Genomic DNA, 22681 nt, shown 5'->3' with positions numbered 1-22681 from the left:
TCACCGGACCCCGCCGGAGCGGTCAGGAGATCCCGAATTCCTTGCCGAGCAGATCGAACACTTCGTCGTCCGTAGCCGATTCCAGATCACTGCCGCCCGTACCAGGTCCTTCCTGGACCGGTACCTTGCCGAATTCACCGGCAATCGCCAATACGGCCTGGAGCTTTGACACGATCCGGTCGCGAGTTTCACTCGCCGACAACTGCGTGACCAATTCTTGTTCGATCCTGTCCAGGTCGGCAAGTAGGGAATCCACTAGGACCGGTCCGGCCGCCCCCGCCATCTCCGTGAATATGTGACGGGCCAGAAGAGCGGGTGTCGGGTAGTCGAAGACCAGCGTCGCGGGGTGCCGCAGCCCGGTGGCCTTGTTCAGCCGGTTGCGCAGTTCGACGGCCGTGAGGGAGTCGAAGCCCAGGTCCTGGAAGGCGTGTTCCGGCCGGAGGGTACGGTCCGACGCGTGCCCCAGGACCGCGGCGGCCTCGGCCCGGACAAGGTCCAGCACGGTCTTCTCCCGCTCAGCCTCCGGCAGCCTCTCCAGCCGCTCGGCCAGCGAGGGCGCGGAGGAAGCGGCGGCAGCCTGCGCGGCCCTCCGGCTGGCCGCGGACGGCGCGAGGGCGCGCAGCACCGGCGGGGCCTCACCGGCGCGCAGCGCGCCGGTGTCGATGCGGACCGGGGCGAGTACCGCCTCGTCCGAAGCCAGTGCCGCGTCGAGCAGCCGCAGCCCCTCCTCCGGCGGCAGCGGCAGCACGCCGCTGCGCGCCATCCGCGCCCGGTCGGCCTCGGCGAGGCCGTCCGTCATCGCACCGGACTGTTCCCACACACCCCATGCCAGCGATGTGGCGGGCAGCCCCTCACGGCGCCGGTGCTCCGAGAAGGCGTCAAGGAAGGAATTCGCCGCCGCGTAGCTTGCCTGACCGGCGCTGCCGATCATGCCGGCGACGGACGAGAACATCACGAAGGCGGTCAGGCCCATTTCCCGGGTGCACTCGTGCAGGTTCAGCACGGCGTCCACCTTGGGACGGAAGACCTCCTTCATCCGCTCCGATGTGACCGAGGCGACGACCCCGTCGTCGAGAACACCCGCGGTATGCACGACGGCCGACAGCGAATGCTCGCCGAGCCCGTCCAGCATTCCGGAGACGGCCTCCCTGTCCGCGACGTCACAGGCCGCCCAGGTGACCTCGCCGCCCCATGCGACGAGTTCGGCCTCCAGCTCGGCCGCTCCGGGTGCGTCCGCGCCCCGGCGGCTCGCCAGCAGGAGTCGGCGCACCTTGTGCTCGGACACCAGGTGCCGCGCGACGAGCGCGCCCAGCGCCCCGGAGGCACCGGTCACGAGGACGGTGCCGTCGGCGAGGTCCGGCAGGTCGGCGGCGGTAGTGGTAGCGGTCCCGGTGGCCTTCACCAGGCGCGGTACGAACACCTCCCCGTCGCGGACCGCGAATTGCGGCTCACCGGAAGCGAGCACGGCGGGCAGCACACCGACCGCCTCATCGGTGTCCTCGGCCTCCACCAGCACGATCCGGTCCGGGTTCTCCGACTGCGCGGACCGCACGAGCCCCCACACCGCAGCATGAGCCAGATCGCCCGGACGCGTCACCAGAACCAGACGCCCTGGACGCTCCTCCGCCAACCACCACTGCACCAACCCCAGAACCTCACTCGCAGTGCGGTGCACGCGGTCGGCGGTCTCCGTACCGGACCCCGCCGGGCACGGAACGACGGTGACCACCGCGACATCGGGAAGGACCGGCTCGGCGGACAGAGCGGCCAGATCCGGGTAGCTCCGTACGTCGGGGCCCGCGGCAGCGTCAGTCGCCGTGAGGGCCGCAGGCTGCCATACGAGGCGGAACAGCGAGTCGTCGGCACGCCTGCCGGAGCCGGCCACCGCGAGCAGTTGCTCGCGCGACACCGGCCGCAGCGACAGTGAGCGGGCCGTGGCCACCAGACCACCCGAGGCGTCGGCCACGGTCAGCGACACCGTGTCCGTACCCGTGCGAGAGACCTTGACCCGCAGCGCCGTCGCCCCCGCGGCACGCACACCCACTTCGGACCAGGCGAAGGGCAGCAGTGGCACGTCCACGACGGGGAGGAGCCCGCCCGCGCCGATCGCGTGGAGCGCCGCGTCCAGCAGCGCCGGATGAACGGCGAACGCGCCCGCCTCCGTGCCCTCGGGGAGGGCGACCTCGGCGAGGACCTCGTCCCCGCTGCGCCACACCGACCGCAGGCCGCGGAAGACCGGGCCGTAGCCCAGACCGAGTGCCTGCAGGCCCTCGTAGAACCCGGTCAGGTCGACGACCTCCCCATCCGCCGGCGGCCACGCGCCGAGGTCCGACCCGTGCGGCGGCTCGGGCAGGTCGTCCGTCAGGAAACCGACTGCGTGCCGCACCCACGGCGCGTCGTCCGGGGCGTCCTCCAGTCGCGAGTGCACGCTCAGGGCGCGCCTGCCCGGCTCCTCCTCGGCCCCGACCCACACCTGCACGGCCACACCACCGCGCTCTGGGATGATCAGCGGGGCTTCCAGCGTCAAGTCCTCGACCTGTGCACAGCCGGCCTCGTCGCCCGCCCGCACCGCCAGCTCGACGAGCGCGGTACCCGGCAGCAGCACGCTGTCCATGACCGTGTGGTCGCCGAGCCAGGGGTGCGTCCTGAGCGACAGCCGCCCGGTGACCAGGAACCCGCCGGCGCCGGGCAGCGCGACCGTCGCACCGGCCAACGGATGCTCCGCCGCGCCCAGTCCGAGTTCGGTGGCAGCGGCCTTCCCGGTGAACTCCTCGGGTGCTTCCAGCCAGAAGCGCTCGTACTGGAAGGCGTAGGTAGGCAGGTCGACGCGGCGGGCGCCCGGGAGGAGCGCCTGCCAGTCCGGGGAGATGCCTTGAGCGTGCAGCTCGGCGAGCGCGCTGACGACGGCTTGTGGCTCGGGGCGGTCGGCGCGCAGGGCGGGGACGGTGACGATGTCTGTGCCGTCGAGGCAGCCCTGGGCGAGGGCGCTGAGGACGCCGCCGGGGCCGATCTCCACGAACGTGGTCACGCCGAGATCGCCGAGGGTCCGCACGCCGTCGGCGAAGCGGACCGCCTCACGGACGTGCCGCACCCAGTACTCCGGGGTGTACGCCTCGGCCGGCCGACCGGTGAGGTTCGAAACGACGGGAATCCGCGGCTCGTCGAAAGCCAGACCGCTGACGACCTCCGCGAACTCCTCCAGCATCGGATCCATCAACGGCGAATGAAAGGCGTGACTGACCTTCAGCCGGGACGTCTTACGACCCTGCGCAGCGAACACCCCGGCAATCGCCGTGACCGCATCCTCCGCACCGGAAACGACCACGGACCGCGGGCCGTTGACCGCCGCAATCCCGACCTCGTCGGTCAGATACGGCAGCACCTCGTCCTCGGCCGCCTGCACCGCCACCATCGCCCCGCCGGCGGGCAGCGCCTGCATCAACGCCGCACGCGCCGACACCAACCTCGCCGCATCCTCGAGCGACAGCACACCCGCCACATGAGCGGCCGCGATCTCACCCACCGAATGACCAGCCACATAGTCCGGGCGGATGCCCCATGATTCGAGAAGCCGGAACAGGGCGACCTCGACAGCGAAGAGCGCGGGCTGCGTCGAACCCGTCTGGTTCAACTCCTCCGAGTCGACGTCGACAGGCGCGTCCAGAAGCGCGCACACCTCGTCGTACGCCGCCGCGAACACCGGGTACGCCACGTACAGTTCACGCCCCATGCCGATCCGCTGCGCACCCTGACCCGAGAACAAGAAACCGACCTTGCCGCCGGATCCCGATGCACCCAGGACGACGCGGGTAGACGGTGACCCTGCGGCCAACGCGCCGAGTCCTTCAAGGAGTTCGTCCCGGTTCTCCCCCACCACGGCGGCCCTGTGTTCCATGACCGAGCGTGTGGTGGCGAGCGAGAAACCGATGTCGGCCGGCCGCAGGTCCGTCTCCCTGGCCGTGGCCGTCGCCAGGGACAGCAGCCGCTCCGCCTGTGCCCGCAGCGCCGTCTCCGTCCTGCCCGACAGCACCCACGGTACGACCGCGCCAGTGTCGGGCCCGGGCGACAACTCCGCAGAGGCGGGGGCCTGTTCGACGATCACGTGGGCGTTGGTGCCGCTGATGCCGAAGGACGACACGGCGGCGCGGCGCGGGCTGTCGGTCTCCGGCCAGTCGACGGCCTCGGTGAGCAGCCGCACCGCGCCCGCCGACCAGTCCACGTGCGGCGTCGGCTCGTCCACGTGCAGGGTCCGCGGCAGCACACCGTGCCGCATGGCCATGACCATCTTGATGATGCCGCCGACACCCGCGGCCGCCTGCGCATGGCCGACGTTCGACTTCAGCGACCCCAGCCACAACGGCCGCTCCTCCGACCGCTCCTGCCCGTACGTGGCGAGCAGCGCCTGCGCCTCGATCGGATCACCCAGCTTCGTGCCCGTACCGTGCGCCTCCACCACATCGACCTGATCCGAAGACAGGCCCGCATTGACCAGCGCCTGCCGGATCACCCGCTGCTGCGAGGGCCCGTTCGGAGCCGTCAGACCGTTCGACGCACCGTCCTGGTTCACCGCCGTACCACGGACCACCGCCAGCACCCTGTGCCCGTTCCGACGAGCGTCGGACAACCGCTCCACCAGCAGCATGCCCGCACCCTCGGCCCACCCGGTACCGTCCGCGCCGGCCGCGAACGCCTTGCACCGACCGTCCACCGACAGACCACGCTGACGGCTGAACTCCACGAACGTCGAGGGAGTCGCCATGACGGTGACACCACCGACCAGGGCCATCGAGCACTCGCCGCTCCGCAATGCCTGCGTCGCCAGATGCAGCGCCACCAGCGACGACGAACACGCCGTGTCCACCGTGACCGCCGGCCCCTCAAGGCCGAACGTGTACGAGACCCGGCCGGAGGCGATGCTGCCCGCGCTGCCGCTGCCCAGGTAGGCGTCCATTCCCTCCGGAGCCGTTTTCACGCGGCCGCCGTAGTCGTGGTACATCACTCCGGCGAAGACACCGGTCCTGCTGCCCCGCACCGTCGCCGGGTCGATCCCGGCCCGCTCGAACGCCTCCCACGACGTCTCCAGCAGCAACCGCTGCTGCGGGTCCATCGCCAGCGCCTCACGCGGCGAGATCCCGAAGAAGGACGGGTCGAACTCGGCAGCCTCGTGGAGGAAGCCGCCGTGGCGCACGTAGGACTTGCCGGAGCGGTCGGGGTCCGGGTCGTAGAGGTTCTCGACGTCCCAGCCGCGGTCCTCGGGGAATCCCGAGATCGCGTCGCCGCCGGAGGCGACGAGGCGCCACAGGTCTTCGGGCGACCGCACGTCACCGGGGTAGCGGCAGGCCATGCCCACGATCGCGATCGGCTCGTCCGTCGCGGTCACCGCGGCGACCGCGGCATCGGGCTGCTCCTGGACGCCCAGGGTCTCGGCAAGCAGGAAGTGGGAGAGCGCGACGGGCGTGGGGTGGTCGAAGACCATGGTCGCGGGGAGCCGCAGTCCGGTCGCCGCGTTCAGCCGATTGCGGAGTTCCACCGAGGTGAGCGAGTCGAAACCGGCGTCCTGGAACGCGTGTTCCGGCTGGACGTTGTGGGCCGAGGCGTGGCCGAGGACAGCGGCGGCCTCGGTGCGCACCAGGTCCAGCACCGCCTGTTCGCGCTCGGCTTCCGGCAGCCCGGCCAGCCGCTGACCCAGCGATCCCTTCGGCGCGGTCCGCGCCGTGCGGCGCGCGGTGCCCCGTACGGGACCGCGCAGCCCTCGCAGGACCGGCGGCACCGGGCCCTGCAGCCCGCCCAGTTCCAGCCTCAGCGGGACGACGACGGCCCGGTCCAGGGCCAGTGCCGCGTCGAACAGTCGCAGCCCTTCGTCGACGGCTATCGGGGCCAGGCCTACCCGCTCGAGCCGGGCGAGGTCCGCCTGGTCGAGCCGGTCGGCCATGCCGCTGCCCTGCTCCCACAGGCCCCACGCCAGGGACGTGGCCGGGAGCCCGCGGGCGCGGCGGGCTTCGGCGAATGCGTCGAGGAAGGCGTTCGCCGCCGCGTAATTGCCCTGTCCCGCGCTGCCCAGGATTCCGGACACCGAGGAGAAGACGACGAACGCCGACAGGTCGCTCGTCAGCTCATGAAGGTTGAGCACGGCGTCGGTCTTCGGGCGCAGCACCTTCTCCATGCGCTCTGGGGTGAGCGCGGCGATCACTCCGTCGTCGAGGACGCCGGCCGCGTGGACCACGGCCGTCACCGGCGTGCCCGCCAGCACTTGGGCGAGGGTGTCCCGGTCGGCCGCGTCGCAGGCCGCCCAGCGCACCTCGGCGCCCCACGCGGCCAGTTCGGCCTCCAACTCGACCGCGCCGGGGGCCTCCGCGCCGCGCCTGCTGAGCAGCAGCAGGCTGCGCACGCCGTGCTCGGCGACCAGATGCCGGGCGACGAGCCCGCCCAGCGCACCGGACGCACCGGTCAGCAGGACGGGGCCGGCGCCGAAGTCCGACCTGCCGGTGGCGGTCCCGGTGGCCTTCACCAGGCGTGGTACGAACACCTCCCCGTCCCGGACCGCGAACTGCGGCTCACCGGAAGCGAGCGCGGCCGGCAGCGCACCGACCACTGCCTCCGTCTCCTCGGCCTCCGCCAGGAAGATCCGGTCCGGGTTCTCCGACTGTGCCGACCGCACGAGCCCCCACACGGCAGCATGAGCCAGATCGCCCGGACGCGTCACCAAAGCCAGACGCCCCGGACGCTCCTCCGCCAACCACCACTGCAGCAAGGCGAGAACCTCACTCACGATGCCGTGCACGCGGTCGGCGGTCTCCGTACCGGACCCCGCCGGGCACGGAACGACGACGACGTCCGGTGTCCCGTCCGAATCCCGCAGTGCGTCGAAGTCCGCGACGGTCTCGATGATCAACGCGTCGGTGTCGGAGGGAAGATCGAACGGCGTCCACTCGAGTCCGAAGAGCTGATCGCCGCCGACGGCACCCCGCCGCTGCTCCACCGAGGCGGCCCGCAACGACAGCGACTCGACCGAGGCCACCGGGTCACCGGCGCCATCAGCCACGGCCAGTCTCACCGAACCGGTGGCCGTCCGCGACAGCTTCACCCGCACCATCGCCGCCCCGGCCGCCTGCACGATGACGCCGGACCACGCGAACGGCAGTACCGGGCCGTCGTCCAGCGACACCAGCCCACCGGCGGCCAGTGCGTGCAGGGCGGCGTCCAACAGCGCCGGGTGCAGGGCGAACGCCGCTGCCTCGGCAGCCAACTCGTCCGGCAGCTCGACCTCGGCGAAGACGTCTTCCCCGGCGCGCCACACCGAGCGCAGGCCCTGGAAGACCGGACCATAGTCCAGGCCCGCGGCGGCCATGCCCTCGTAGAACCCGGTCAGGTCGACGGCATCCGCACCCGCCGGCGGCCACGCTCCGAGGCCCGCGGCGGACGGTGCCTCTGCAGAGGACAGCACACCCGTCGCGTGTCGCAGCCACGAACCGTCGTCGACGCGCGAGTAAACACTCAGCTGCCGCCGGCGGGACTCGTCCTCCGGGCCGACAGCCACCTGAAGGGTGACGCCACCGCGCTCGGGCAGGACCAGGGGAAGCTCGAGGGTGAGATCTTCGATCCATCCGCATCCCGTCTCGTCGCCCGCCCGGATCGCCAGCTCGACGAGCGCGGTGCCGGGCAGCAGAACGGTCCCGTTCACGGCGTGGTCGGCGAGCCACGGGTGGGTTTCGAGGGAGAGCAGCCCGGTGAGCAGCAGCCCGTCGTTGTCGGCCGTCGCAATCGCGGCACCGAGCAGTGGATGGTCCGCCGCCCCCAGGCCGACGGCCCGGACATCACCGGATGCCTGGGGAACGTCGAGCCAGTAGCGCTCGCGCTGGAAGGCGTACGTGGGCAGGTCGACGCGCCGGGCGCCCGGGAAGAGCGCCTGCCAGTCCGGTGAGACGCCATGGGAGTGCAGCTCGGCGAGCGCGCTGACGACGGCTTGCGGCTCGGGGCGGCCGGCGCGCAGGGCGGGGACGGTGACGATGTCTGTGCCGTCGAGGCAGCCCTGGGCGAGGGCGCTGAGGACGCCGCCGGGGCCGATCTCGACGAAGGTCGTCACGCCCAGCTCACGCAGGGTCCGGACGCCGTCGGCGAAGCGGACCGCCTCACGGACGTGCCGCACCCAGTACTCCGGGGTGTACGCCTCGGCCAGCCGACCGGTGAGGTTCGAAACAACGGGAATCCGCGGCTCGTCGAAGACCAGACCGCCGACGACCTCCGCGAACTCCTCCAGCATCGGATCCATCAACGGCGAATGGAACGCGTGACTCACCTTCAGACGGGACGTCTTGCGACCCTGCTCCCGGAAGGCCTCCCCGATAGCGACGACCACGTCCTCGGCCCCCGAGACCACGACCGACCGCGGGCCGTTGACCGCCGCGATGCCGACACCGTCCGTCAGATACGGCAACACCTCGTCCTCGGCCGCCTGCACCGCCACCATCGCACCACCCGCGGGCAGCGCCTGCATCAACGCCGCACGCGCCGACACCAACCTCGCCGCATCCCCCAGCGACAACACACCCGCCACATGAGCAGCCGCGATCTCACCCACCGAATGACCCGCCACATAATCCGGCCGCACACCCCACGACTCCAGCAGCCGAAACAGCGCCACCTCCACCGCGAACAAAGCCGGCTGCGTCGAGCCCGTCTGGTTCAGTTCATCCGAACCAACATCGACCGTGACATCAAGATGTGCACACACCTCGTCATGCGCCGCCGCGAACACCGGATACGCCGCGTACAGCTCACGCCCCATCCCCAACCGCTGCGAACCCTGACCCGAGAACAAGAACCCCACCTTGCCCCCGACGGCACCGCCCACCAAAGCAGTGCCGGAAGCGATCGCCTCCAGCCCCTGCCGGAACTCTCCGAGCTGCTCCCCCACGACCACCGCACGGCGCTCCAGCACAGCCCGCGATGTCGCCAGCGAGAACGCCACGTCCTCCGTCCGAATCCCAGCACCCCCACCCCCAACGCCCTCAGCGTCCAGGAAGGACAGCAGCCGACCCGCCTGCTCCCGCAGCGCCGCATCGCTCTTCGCCGACAGCACCCACGGCACGACCGCACCTGAGGCCGAAGCCAGGGAATCCTCCACTACACCAGGCGCCTGCTCGACGATCACGTGCGCATTGGTTCCGCTCACACCGAAAGAGGACACGGCGGCGCGGCGCGGGCTGTCGGTCTCCGGCCAGTCGACGGCCTCGGTGAGCAGCCGCACCGCGCCCGCCGACCAGTCCACGTGCGGCGTCGGCTCGTCCACATGCAGCGTCCGCGGCAGCACACCGTGCCGCATCGCCATGACCATCTTGATGATGCCGCCGACACCCGCGGCCGCCTGCGCGTGACCGATGTTGGACTTCAGCGACCCCAGCCACAACGGCCGCTCCTCCGACCGCTCCTGCCCGTACGTGGCGAGCAGCGCCTGCGCCTCGATCGGATCACCCAGCTTCGTCCCCGTACCGTGCGCCTCCACCACATCGACCTGATCCGAAGACAGGCCCGCATTGACCAGCGCCTGCCGGATCACCCGCTGCTGCGAAGGCCCGTTCGGAGCCGTCAGACCGTTCGACGCACCGTCCTGGTTCACCGCCGTACCGCGAACGACCGCCAGCACCCTGTGCCCGTTCCGACGAGCGTCGGACAACCGCTCCACCAGCAACATGCCCGCACCCTCGGCCCACCCGGTACCGTCCGCGCCGGCCGCGAACGCCTTGCACCGACCGTCCACCGACAGACCACGCTGACGGCTGAACTCCACGAACGTCGAGGGAGTCGCCATGACGGTGACACCACCGACCAGAGCCATCGAGCACTCACCGCTCCGCAATGCCTGCGTCGCCAGATGCAGCGCCACCAGCGACGACGAACACGCCGTGTCCACCGTGACCGCCGGCCCCTCAAGGCCGAACGTGTACGAGACCCGGCCGGAGGCGATGCTGCCCGCGCTGCCGTTGACGAGGTAGCCCTCCAGCCCTGCCGGCGAGGTGTGCACGCGCCCGCCGTAGTCGTGGTACATCACTCCGGCGAAGACACCGGTCCTGCTGCCCCGCACCGTCGCCGGGTCGATCCCGGCCCGCTCGAACGCCTCCCACGACGTCTCCAACAGCAACCGCTGCTGCGGGTCCATCGCCAGCGCCTCACGCGGCGAGATCCCGAAGAACTCGGCGTCGAAGTCCGCCGCGTCGTGCAGGAAGCCGCCCTCTCGGGTGTAGCTGGTGCCCCACTGGTCGGGGTTCGGGTCGTAGAGCTTCTCCACGTTCCAGCCCCGGTCCTCGGGGAAGCCCGACACGGCATCCCGGCCGAAGGACACGAGCTGCCACAGGTCCTCGGGCGACCGCACGCCGCCGGGGTAGCGGCAGGCCATGCCCACGATCGCGATGGGCTCGTCCGCCGTTCCGGGGGCCGTGGAGAGCGTCGCCGGCACGGCTGCCACCGCCTCGCCGGCGCCTGCGGCTTCGGCGGTGAGGAAGCGGGCGAGGGTAAGCGGGTTCGGGTAGTCGAAGATCAAGGTGGCGGGCAGGCGCATGCCGACGACCGAGTTGAGCCGGTTGCGCAGTTCTACGGCGGTCAGTGAGTCGAACCCGATGTCCTTGAACGAGTCGTCCGCGCCGACCGACTGTGCGGCGGAGTGCCCGAGCACGGCGGCAACCTGGGTGCGCACCAGGTCCAGCACCACGTGCTCGCGCTCGGCTTCCGGCAGCCCGGCCAGCCGCTGACCCAGCGATCCCTTCGGCGCGGTCCGCGCCGTGCGACGCACCGACGCGACCCGCACCAGCCCGCGCAGGACAGGCGGCACGGGCTGCCCCTGTCCGTCACGGAAGCCCGAGGTGTCCAGCCGGAGCGGGGCGACTGCTGCCCGATCGGTGGCCAGTGCCGCGTCGAACATCCGCAGGCCGTCCGACGGCGGGATCGCGGCGAGGCCCATGCGCTTGATGCGGGTGAGATCGGTGTGGTCGAGGCTGCCGGTCATGGCGCTCTCGCTTTCCTGCGCCCACAGGCCCCAGGCCAGCGACGTGGCCCGCAGGCCCACGGCACGGCGGTGCTCGGCGAGAGCGTCGAGGAAGGTGTTGGCAGCGGCGTAGTTCGCCTGACCGGGCGTGCCGAGGGTGCCCGCCACCGAGGAGAAGAGCACGAACGCGGACAGCTCGCCGGACAGCTCGCTCGCCAGGTCGTGCAGGTTCAGCGCCGCGTCCACCTTCGGACGGAACACGGCGTCCAGCCGCTCGTGGGTCAGTGAGCCGATGATTCCGTCGTCCACGACGCCGGCGGTGTGGACGATCGCGGAGAGGCTCTGCCCGGGGCCGGTCAGGAGTGCACGCACGGCGTCGCGGTCGGCCACATCACACGCGGCCCAGGTGACATCGGCGCCCTGCGCGGTCAGCTCGGCGGTGAGTTCGGGCGCGCCGGGTGCGTCGCCGCCGCGGCGGCTGACGAGCAGCAGACTGCGGACGCCGTGCTCGGCGACCAGGTGCCGGGCGAAAAGCCCGCCCAGCCCACCCGACGCGCCGGTCAGCAGAACGGTGCCGGAACCGAGGCCGGGAAGCTCCGGATCCGCGTCCGACGCGGCGACGCGGACCAGCCTCGGCACCCGGACTTCGTCGTCCGCGTGCACCGCGGCCTGCGGCTCACCCGCCGCGATCAGGCCGGGCAGCACCCGGGCAAGACGGGTGTCGTCAACACCGCCGGCGACGTCGGCATGGGCATCACCGGCGGTCTCGACCAGCACGATGCGGTCGGGGTTCTCGGTCTGCGCCGAGCGCACCAGTCCGCAGACCGCCGACTGGGCGAGGTCTCCCGCACGCGTCACCAGCACCAGGCGCGCCGGGCGTTCCTCGGCAAGCCACCACTGCACCAACTCCAGCACTGCGTGCGTGACCTCACGGACCCGGGTGGCCAAGTCCGCACCGGTCCCGGTCGGGCAGGGCACGACCACGGCACCGGCATCGCTGTCCGCCGAAGAGTCCGTGGAACGGAGCGCGGCGAGATCCTCGTACGTCTCGATCTTCATGCCGTCCGGCGCGGGCGGCAGGCTGAACGGCGTCCACTCCAGGCCGAAGACCGCGTCGTCGCGGCCGGAACCGGCGCGCAACTGGTCGGCGGGCACCGGGCGCAGCGTCAGCCTGTCGACTTGCGCGATCGGCTCACCGGTGCGGTCGGCCAGCGTCAGCGACACCGTGGAGGTGCCGGTGCCGACACGCGAGACCTTCACCCGCAGTCCGGAGGCTCCGGCAGCCGCCAGGCGCACACCGCTCCAGGCGAACGGCAGCAGCCCGTTCCCCGTCCCGGCCTCAGGCTCGATCGCGCCCAGCCAGACGGTGTGCAGGGCGGCGTCGAACAGCGCAGGGTGCAGGCCGTACGAACCCGCGTCCATCCGCTCCGCGCCCGGCAGCTCCACCTCGGCGAAGAAGTCGTCCCCGCTCCGCCACGCGGCGCGCAGCCCCTGGAAGACGGGGCCGTAGTCGAGCGCCATGCCTGCGAGGCGGTCGTAGAACCCGTCGACGTCGACCGGCTCCGCTCCCACGGGCGGCCACGCGGTGAGCGAGCCGTCCACGGGCCCTCCTGCGGCGACGGTCAGCGAGCCGGAGGCATGTCGGGCCCACGCCTGCTCGGAGACGTCCTCGTGGGCGTACGCATCCCCGCTGTCGAGCCGCGAGTGCACGGTCAGCGGCCTACGGCCCGAGCCGTCGTCGGCGCCGACGCGCACCTGTAGGGCGACGCCGCCGCGCTCGGGCACGAGCAGCGGTGTCTCCAGCGTCAGCTCTTCCAGCAGGTCGCAGCCCACGGCGTCGGCAGCGGTGATCGCAAGCTCGACGAACGCGGTTCCCGGCAGGAGCGCGACCCCACCGACGGCGTGGTCCGTCAGCCACGGGTGCGTATGCGTCGAGAGCCGCCCGGTGAGCAGGTGTCCGTCGCCGTCGGCCAGCGGCACGGCGGCGCCGAGGAGCGGGTGACCGGCTTCGCCCTGCCCCACCGCACGCATGTCACCGGCCGGGGCGGGGGCGTCGAGCCAGTAGCGCTCGCGCTGGAAGGCGTACGTGGGCAGGTCGACACGCCGGGCGCCCGGGAAGAAGGCGTGCCAGTCCACTTCGGCGCCCCTGACGTGCAGTTGAGCGTACGCGGTGGTGAGCGCCTGGGGTTCGGGGCGGTCGGCTCGGAGTACGGGGACGGTGACGATGTCGTCCACACAGCCCTGCGCCATGCCGCTGAGGACACCTCCGGGGCCGATCTCGACGAAGGTGGTCACGCCCAGCTCACGCAGGGTCCGGACGCCGTCGGCGAAGCGCACCGCCTCACGGACGTGCCGCACCCAGTACTCCGGCGTGTACGCCTCGGCCGGCCGACCGGTGAGATTCGAAACAACGGGAATCCGCGACTCGTTGAAAGCCAGACCGCCGACGACCTCCGCGAACTCCTCCAGCATCGGATCCATCAACGGCGAATGGAACGCATGACTTACCTTCAACCGCGAGGTCCTGCGGCCCTGTTGAGTAAATATCCCGGCGATCCGCAGCACGGCATCCTCGGCACCGGAGACCACGACGGACCGAGGCCCGTTCACCGCCGCGATACCGACGCCGTCCGTCAGATACGGCAACACCTCGTCCTCGGCCGCCTGCACCGCCACCATCGCACCACCCGCGGGCAGCGCCTGCATCAACGCCGCACGCGCCGACACCAACCTCGCCGCATCCTCGAGCGACAACACACCCGCCACATGAACGGCCGCGATCTCACCCACCGAATGACCCGCCACATAATCCGGCCGCACACCCCACGACTCCAGCAGCCGAAACAGCGCCACTTCCACCGCGAACAAAGCCGGCTGCGTCGAACCCGTCTGATTCAACTCCTCCGAGTCGACATCGACCGGCGCATCCAGGAGCGCACACACCTCGTCATACGCCGCCGCGAACACCGGATACGCCGCGTACAGCTCACGCCCCATCCCCAACCGCTGCGAACCCTGACCCGAGAACAAGAACCCCACCTTGCCCGCCGAGTGAGCGCGTCCGGCGACGACGTTCGCCGCCGGTTCGCCTGCCGCGAGGGCCTCAAGACCTGCCCGCAGCTCGGCCGGGTCGGTGCCGATCACTGCCGCCCGATGCTCCAGCGCCGATCGCGTCGTGGCCGACGAGAATCCGGCGTCGCCGAGCGACACGTCGTCGGACGCCAAGGCCAGCAGACGCTCCGCCTGGGCCTGCAGCGCCACTTCACTCTTCGCAGACAGCACCCACGGCACGGGCACCGGGCGATGTTCCCGGGCCGGCTCGGCCAGGGCCGCGGCGGGTGCCTCCTCGATGATCGTGTGCGCGTTGGTGCCGCCGATGCCGAAGGACGACACCGCGGCCCTGCGGGGCCTGGCCGTCCCAGGCCATTGCACCGGCTCGGTCAGCAGCCGCACGGCGCCCGCCGACCAGTCGACGTGCGCGGTCGGCTCGTCCACATGAAGCGTCTGCGGCAGCATGCCGTGCCGCATCGCCAACACCATCTTGATCACACCGGCGACACCCGCAGCGGCTTGCGTGTGACCGATGTTGGACTTGACCGAGCCAAGCCACACGGGCTGGTCGTCGGAGCGTTCCTGGCCGTACGTGGCGAGGAGCGCCTGAGCCTCGATCGGGTCGCCGAGCCTGGTGCCCGTACCGTGCGCCTCGACGGCGTCCACGTCTGCCGGTGTGAGTCCGGCGGACGCCAGCGCCTGTCGGATCACGCGCTGCTGCGCAGGGCCGTTCGGCGCGGTGAGCCCGTTGGACGCACCGTCCTGGTTCACGGCACTCCCCCGCACGACGGCCAGCACATGGTGGCCATTACGTTCGGCGTCGGACAGCCGCTCCACCAACAGCAGGCCGACGCCCTCGCCCCAGCCCGTGCCGTCCGCACCGGCCGCGAACGCCTTGCACCGGCCGTCGGGTGACAGCCCGCGCTGCCGGCTGAACTCCACGAACAGGTCCGGCGTGGTCATGACGGTGACGCCCCCGACCAGGGCCATCGTGCACTCGCCGCTCCGCAGTGCCTGCGCGGCGAGGTGGAGGGCCACGAGCGACGACGAGCACGCCGTGTCGACCGTGACCGCCGGGCCCTCCAGTCCGAACGTGTAGGAGATCCGTCCGGAAACGACCGAGGCCGCCTTGCCGGTGAGCGCGTACCCCTCGATCTCCTCGGGCGCGTTGCGCAGTCCGTTGGCGTAGTCCTGGCCATTGGTGCCGATGAAGACGCCGGTGCGGCCGGCGCGCAGGGACGCGGGGGCGATACCGGCGCGCTCGAAGGCCTCCCACGCGGTCTCCAGCAGCAGCCGCTGCTGCGGGTCCATGGCCAGCGCCTCGCGCGGCGAGATCCCGAAGAGACCGGCGTCGAAGCGGTCGGCGCCCTGGATGAAGCCGCCCTCGCGCGAGTACGTCTTGCCGGGCCGGTCGGGGTCGGGGTCGTAGAGCGCGTCGATGTCCCAGCCGCGGTCGGTGGGGAAGCCGGACATCGCGTCGCGGCCGGAGCTCAGCAGCTCCCACAGGTCCTCCGGCGACTGGACGCCGCCGGGGAAGCGGCAGCTCATGCTGACGATCGCGAGGGGCTCGTCGGCCGCGGTGGCGGCCGTCGCCTGCGCGGCGTCCGCCTCCGGCCCGTGCCGGCCGAGGAGTTCCTCGCCCAGGTGACGGGCGAGGACGGTCGGGGTCGGGTGGTCGAAGACCAAGGTGGTGGGCAGCTTGAGGCCGGTGGCCGTGTTGAGCCTGTGGCGCAGTTCGACGGCCGTAAGCGAGTCGAAGCCGGTCTCGCGGAACGTCTGGTCGGCTTCGAAGGCGCCCTTGCCCGTGTGGCCGAGCACCGTGGCGGCCTGCTCGCGGACCAGGTCCAGCAGGATGCGGCCCTGTTCCCCCGGCGTGGCGCCCAGGAGGCGCTGGACCAGCGCGGACGCGGGCGCTTCGGTGCTCCGCGCGGCCTCGGCGCGTGCTTCGAGGGCCTTGCGGGCCTCGGGCACGCCGTGCAGCAACGGGCAGGGGCGCGTGCCGGCGAAGGCCGGGACGAAGCGGTCCCAGTCCACGTCCGCGACGGTCACGGAGGTCTCGCCGTGGGTGAGCGCCCCGTGCAGCACGGAGATCGCGGGAAGGGCCGCGATCTCCCGTACGCCACGGCGCCGCAGGTGTTCACCGGCGGCGCCGTCGGCCATGCCTCCGTCCGCCCAGGATCCCCACGCGACGGCCAGCGCGGGCACGCCCTGCGCCCGGCGCTGCTCGGCGAGGGCGTCGAGGAAGGCGTTCGCGGCACCGTAGGCGCCTTGGCCGCCGTTGCCCCAGACACCCGTCATCGAGGAGAAGAGCACGAAGGCGTCGAGGTCCTGGCGGTCCCGGGTGAGCTCGTGCAGGTGGAGCGCTGTGTCCACCTTGGGGCGCAGCACGTGGTTGAGGCGCTCGGGCGTGAGCGATTCGACCAGGCCGTCGTCGAGTACGCCTGCGGTGTGCACCACGGCGTTCACGGTGTGCCGGCCGAACAACTCGGCGAGCGCGTCGCGGTCGGCCGCGTCGCACGCGGCGACGGTGACCTGAGCGCCCAGCTCCTCCAGCTCCGCCGTGAGTTCGGCGGCGCCCGGGGCGTCGGGGCCCCGACGGCTGGTGAGCACCAGGTGCTCGGCACCGGCACCGGCGAGCCAGCGGGCCACGTGCCCGCCCAGCGCACCCGTACCACCGGTCACGAGCACGGTGCCGCGCGGCGACCAGGGTGCGTCCGCCGGTGCCACGCTCTGCGGCGCGCGCACGACGCGGCGGCCGGACACGCCGGAGGCGCGTACGGCGAGCTGGTCCTCGTCGGCCTGGGCCAACACGCCGGCCAGCCGCTCCAGCGCACGGGAGTCAAGTTCGGCAGGCAGGTCGACGAGCCCACCCCAGCGCTGCGGCTGTTCCAGGGCGACGATCCTGCCCAGGCCCCAGAGCTGGGCGGAGACGGGGTCGGTCAGCGGGTCCGTCGTGCCGGTCGACACCGCGCCGCTGGTCAGGCACCACAGCGGGGCCTCGATCCCGGCGTCACCGAGGGCCTGGACCAGCAGGACGAGTCGCTGGAGGGCATCAGCCCCCGCTTCTCCCCGTGCTGCGGCGAACAGGATGCCGTCGGCCTGCTCGTGCCCGACGTCGGCGAAGGCTCGGGCGAGCACGTCGCGGTCGGTGTCCTCGCCCACGGCGAACGGTAGGAGCGCTACGCCGAGTTCCGTGAGCCCGGCGCGGATCGCCTCGGTCCACGCGGTCTCCTCGGAGACCGCGTAGAGCCAGGTCCCCGACGGAGCGGCCCCGACAATGTCACCGAGCGGCTGCCAGGTGATCCGGTAGCGCCAGCCGTCGGCGGTGGACTGTTCGCGCCGCTGCCGGCGCCAGGCGGCCAGCTTGGGTGCGACCACGCCCAGTTCGGCGGGCTCCAGTCCCAGGAGCGCACCGAGAGATGCCCGGTCCTCGCTCTCGACGGAGTCCCAGAACTCGGCGTCCATCGCCTCCGGGGCGCCTGCGGTCGCCGCCTGAGGCGCATCGAGCCAGTAGCGCTGCTGCTGGAAGGCGTACGTGGGCAGGTCGACGCGGCGGGCGCCGGGGAAGAGCGCCTGCCAGTCCGGGGACACGCCGTGCACGTGCAGTTCGGCGAGCGCGGTGACAACGGCCTGCGGCTCGGGGCGGCCGACGCGCAGCAGCGGGACGGTGACCGCCTCATCCACACAGCCCTGCGCCATGCCGCTGAGGACACCTCCGGGACCGATCTCCACGAACGTGGTCACGCCCAGCTCGTGGAGAGTCTGGACGCCGTCGGCGAAACGGACCGCTTCACGGACGTGCCGGACCCAGTACTCGGGCGTGTACGCCTCGGCCAGCCGACCGGTGAGGTTCGAGACCACAGGGATCCGCGGCTCACTGAACGCCAGACCGCGAACGGCCTCCCCGAACTCCTCCAGCATCGGATCCATCAACGGCGAATGGAACGCATGGCTGACCTTCAGACGGGACGTCCTAAGACCCTGCTCCCGGAAGGCCTCACCGATGGCGGTGACCGCGTCCTCGGCCCCGGAGACCACCACCGACCGCGGGCCGTTGAGCGCCGCAATCCCGACACCGTCAGTCAGATACGGCAGCACCTCGTCCTCGGCCGCCTGCACCGCCACCATCGCACCACCCGCGGGCAGCGCCTGCATCAACGCGGCACGCGCCGACACCAGCTTCGCCGCATCCTCGAGCGACAGTGCCCCGGCCACATGAGCAGCCGCGATCTCCCCAACGGAGTGACCGGCCACATAATCCGGCCGCACACCCCACGACTCCAGCAACCGGAACAGCGCCACCTCCACCGCGAACAACGCCGGCTGCGTGCAACCCGTCTGGTTCAACTCCTCCGCGTCGACGTCGAGCGTGACGTCCAGGTGGGCGCGGATCTCGTCGTACGCCGCGGCGAACACCGGGAAGGCGTCGTAGAGTTCGCGGCCCATGCCGACCCGCTGCGAACCCTGACCCGAGAACAAGAACCCGACCTTGCCGCCGACCGCACCGCCCACCGGAGCAGCGCCGGAAGCAAGCGCCTCCAGCCCCTGCCGGAACTCTCCGAGCTCCTCCCCCACGACCGCCGCACGGCGCTCCAGCACCGCCCGCGACGTCGCCAGCGAGAACGCCACGTCCTCCGGCCGAACCTCAGCCCCCCCGACGCCCGCAGCGTCCAGGAAGGACAGCAGCCGGCCCGCCTGTGCCCGCAGCGCCGCATCGCTCTTCGCCGACAGCACCCACGGCACCGGTCCCGTAACGGCCGTCTCGCGGGCGGGCTCGTCGCTCGTCGCGGCCTGCTCGACGATGACGTGCGCGTTGGTGCCGCTGATGCCGAAGGACGACACAGCGGCACGCCGCGGCGCGTCGGTCGCAGGCCACTCCACGGCCTCGGTCAGCAGCCGGACATCACCGGCCGACCAGTCCACGTGTGGCGTCGGCTCATCGACGTGCAGGGTCTGCGGCAGCACTCCGTGCCGCATCGCCATGACCATCTTGATCACACCGGCCACGCCCGCCGCGGCCTGGGCGTGGCCGATGTTCGACTTCAGCGAGCCCAGCCACAACGGCCGGCCGCCGTCCCGTCCCTGGCCGTAGGCGGCGATGAGGGCTTCCGCCTCGATCGGGTCGCCGAGCCGCGTGCCCGTACCGTGCGCCTCCACGGCGTCGACGTCCGCGGGCGCGAGTCCGGCGGCCGCCAGGGCCTGGCGGATGACGCGCTGCTGGGAGGGGCCGTTGGGCGCCGTGAGTCCGTTCGACGCGCCGTCCTGGTTGACCGCGCTGCCCCGCACGACCGCCAGCACCGGGTGACCGTTGCGCCGGGCGTCGCTGAGCCGCTCCACCAGGAGCATGCCCGCGCCCTCGGCCCAGCCCGTACCGTCGGCCCCGGCGCCGAACGCCTTGCAGCGGCCGTCCGCCGACAGGCCGCGCTGGCGGCTGAACTCCACGAACATGCCGGGCGTGGACATCACGGTGACGCCGCCGGCCAGGGCCATCGTGCACTCGCCGCTCCGCAGCGACTGGACGGCCAGGTGCAGCGCCACCAGCGAGGACGAGCAGGCCGTGTCCACGGTGACCGCCGGGCCTTCGAGGCCGAACGAGTAGGCCACGCGGCCCGAGGCGACGCTGGTCGTCGTGCCGGTCAGCAAGTAGCCCTCGATGCCGTCGACCGGCTCGTGCAGCCGGGGGCCGTAGTCCTGTGCCGTCGCGCCGATGAACACGCCCGCCTGGCTCCCGCGTAGCGTGGCCGGGTCGATGCCGGCCCGCTCGAAGGCCTCCCACGCGGTCTCCAGGACCAGCCGCTGCTGCGGGTCGATCGCGGCGGCCTCGCGGGGGCTGATGCCGAAGAAGCCGGCGTCGAACTCGGCCGCCTCGCGCAGGAAGCCCCCGTGCCGCGTCGAGGACTTGCCGAGTGTGCCGGGCTCCGGGTCGTAGAGCGCTTCGACGTCCCAGCCGCGGTCCGCCGGGAATCCGGAGATGGCGTCGCCGCCTGAGGCGACCAGCCGCCACAGGTCCTCGGGGGAGCTCACCCCGCCGGGCAGACGGCAGCTCATGGCCACGATGGCGATGGGCTCGTCGGGGTCGGACGACGTCGCGGACGCGGAGGCCGACGTGTCCTCGCCGCCCAGGGACTGGGCGGCGAGGTGGCGGGCGAGCGCGACAGGGGTCGGGTGGTCGAACAACAGCCCGCTGGGCAGGCGCAGGCCGGTGGCCTCGCCTAGCCGGTTGCGCAGTTCCACCGAGCTGAGCGAGTCGAAGCCGAGGTCCTTGAACGTCCACTCGGTCTTGACCTGGCGGGCTTCGGCGTGGCCCAGGACGGCGGCGATGTGGGCGCGAACCAGGTCGAGCACGGCCTCCTCGCGTTCGGACTGGGGCAGCCCGGTCAGCCGCCGGCCCAGGGCTCCGAGGGGCGCGCTGTCTGGTTGGGCGATGCCGTCCGGCGGCGGAGCCGCGGGAGCCCAGCCGGTGGTGGCGACGTACGACGTGTTGTCGCCGTCCAGCCAGTACCGCTGCCGTTCAAACGCGTACGTGGGGAGCGCGACCTTGCTGCGTGCGCCTCGCCCGCCGCCGAACAGGGCGTCCCAGTCCGGCTCCACGCCGTGGACGTGCAGCGAGGCGACCGCGGCCAGCAGTGCCTGCGCCTCGGGGCGACGGGCGCGCAGGGCGGGGACGAGCAGGGACTCACTGTCAGCGCCGGCACGGGCCATGGAGGTGAGCACGCCGCCGGGGCCGAGCTCCAGGTACGTGCGGACGCCCTGCTCGTCGAGGCGGGCGACGCCGTCGGCGAAGCGGACCGCGTCGCGCACGTGGCGGACCCAGTACGCGGCTGTGCACCCTTCGTACCCCGAGGGCTCCTCGGACAGCCGGCCCGTCACGTTGGACACGATCGGGATACGCGGGGCGTGGAAGGTCAGGCCCTCGGCCACTTCGCGGAACTCCGCCAGCATGGGCTCCATGTGCGGGGAGTGGAAAGCGTGGCTGACCCGCAGCCGACTGGTCTTGCGACCCAGGGCGGCGAAGGCGTCGGCGATCTCGGTGGCGAGCTCCTCGTCGCCGGAGACGACGACGGAGTCCGGGCCGTTCAGGGCGGCGATGCTCACGCGGTCCGTGCGGCCGCCGATGCGGGCGCGGACCTCGTCCTCCGCTGCCTGCACGGCGACCATGGCGCCGCCGGCGGGCAGCGCCTGCATCAGGCGGCCGCGCGCGGCCACGAGGGCGCAAGCGTCGGCGAGCGAGAGGACGCCGGCCACGTGCGCGGCGGCGATTTCGCCGATGGAGTGGCCCATCAGCACACCGGGGGTGATGCCCCAGCTCTCCAGCAGCCGGAACAGGGCGACCTCGATGGCGAACAGCGAGGTCTGCGTGTAGAGGGTCCGGTCGAGTTCGGCGGCTTCCTCGGTACCTTCGGGGGCGAACATGACCTCGCGCAGCAGCCGCGGCAGCAAGGGGTCGAGGTGTGCGCACACCTCGTCCAGCGCGGTGGCGAACGCCGGGAAGGCCTCGGCCAGTTCGCGGCCCATGCCGGCTCGCTGGCTGCCCTGGCCCGAGAAGAGGAAGGCGAGCACGCCGCGCGGGCCGGTGTGGCCCGTGGTCAGTGCGGCGTCGATGCCGCCAGTGGACAGCTCGCGCAGGGCGCGCAGGACGTCGTCGCGGTCCTCGCCCACGACGACGGCCCGGTGTTCGAAAGCGGTGCGGCCGTTGGCCAGCGACCAGCCGGCGTCGGGCAGGTCGAGACCGGGGTGGGCCTCGGCGTGTGCGAGCAGGGCGGCGGCCTGGGCGCGCAGTCCGGACGCGGTCTTGGCGGACAGCGGCCAGGGGGTCGGCGCCGCGCTCGTACCCGCCTCCGCAGCCACGGTCGCCGCGGTCGCCCGGTGGTCCGCCAGCACGATGTGGCAGTTGGTGCCGCCCATGCCGAACGAGCTGACGCCGGCGAGCAGCGGGCGGTCCTCCTGGCCCTCCCACGATGTGTGCTCGGTCTGCACCCGCAGGTTCAACCGGTTCAGGGGGATCGCCGGGTTCGGCGTCTCGAAGTTGAGGCTGGCGGGCAGTTCGCGGTGGCTGAGCGACAGGGCGGCCTTCAGCAGGCCGGTGATGCCGGCGGCACCCTCCAGGTGGCCGACGTTGGTCTTGGCCGAGCCGACCCGCAGAGGGCGGCCGGGCTCGCGTCCCGCACCGAGCACCGCGCCGAGCGCGGCTGCCTCGACGGGGTCGCCGACCTTGGTGCCGGTGCCGTGCAACTCCACGTAGCCGACGTGGGCGGGGTCGACCCCGGCCCGCTCGTAGGCGAGACGCAGCACCTGTTCCTGCCCCGCCTGCAGCGGCACGGTCAGCCCGTCGCCGCCACCGTCGTTGTTGACCGCACTACCGCGGATCACGCAGTAGACGGGGTCGCCGTCCGCGACGGCCCGGGCAAGAGGTTTGAGCACGACGATGCCGCCGCCCTCTCCGCGGACGTAGCCGTTCGCGCGGGCGTCGAAGGTGAAGCAGCGGCCGTCGGGGGACAGGCCGCCGAACTTGGCAGCGCCCATGGTGCTCTCGGGGACGATGTTGAGGTTCACGCCGCGCGCGGGGGGGGGAGGGGGGTGAGCGACCCCCGGGGGGCGCGCGAGGGGGGGGGGGGGGCGCCGGGGGGGGATCAACTCGGGCCGCGCGGAGCT

At 72.3% G+C, this 22681-nt stretch carries 1 protein-coding gene; it reads right to left on the bottom strand.

Translation table 11 applies throughout. The annotated features are described in order from the left end of the window. Positions 1-22: 22 nt before the first annotated feature. A complete protein-coding gene (locus ACFXGX_RS01135) occupies positions 23-22582 on the bottom strand; it encodes a type I polyketide synthase (RefSeq protein WP_384783325.1) in 22560 nt (7519 codons plus the stop codon). Between the last annotated feature and the right edge of the window lie 99 nt (positions 22583-22681).

It is taken from the genome of Streptomyces sp. NPDC059371 (genome assembly GCF_042751995.1).
Classification (GTDB): Bacteria; Actinomycetota; Actinomycetes; order Streptomycetales; family Streptomycetaceae; genus Streptomyces.
This window is presented reverse-complemented; position numbering and strand designations above follow the sequence as displayed.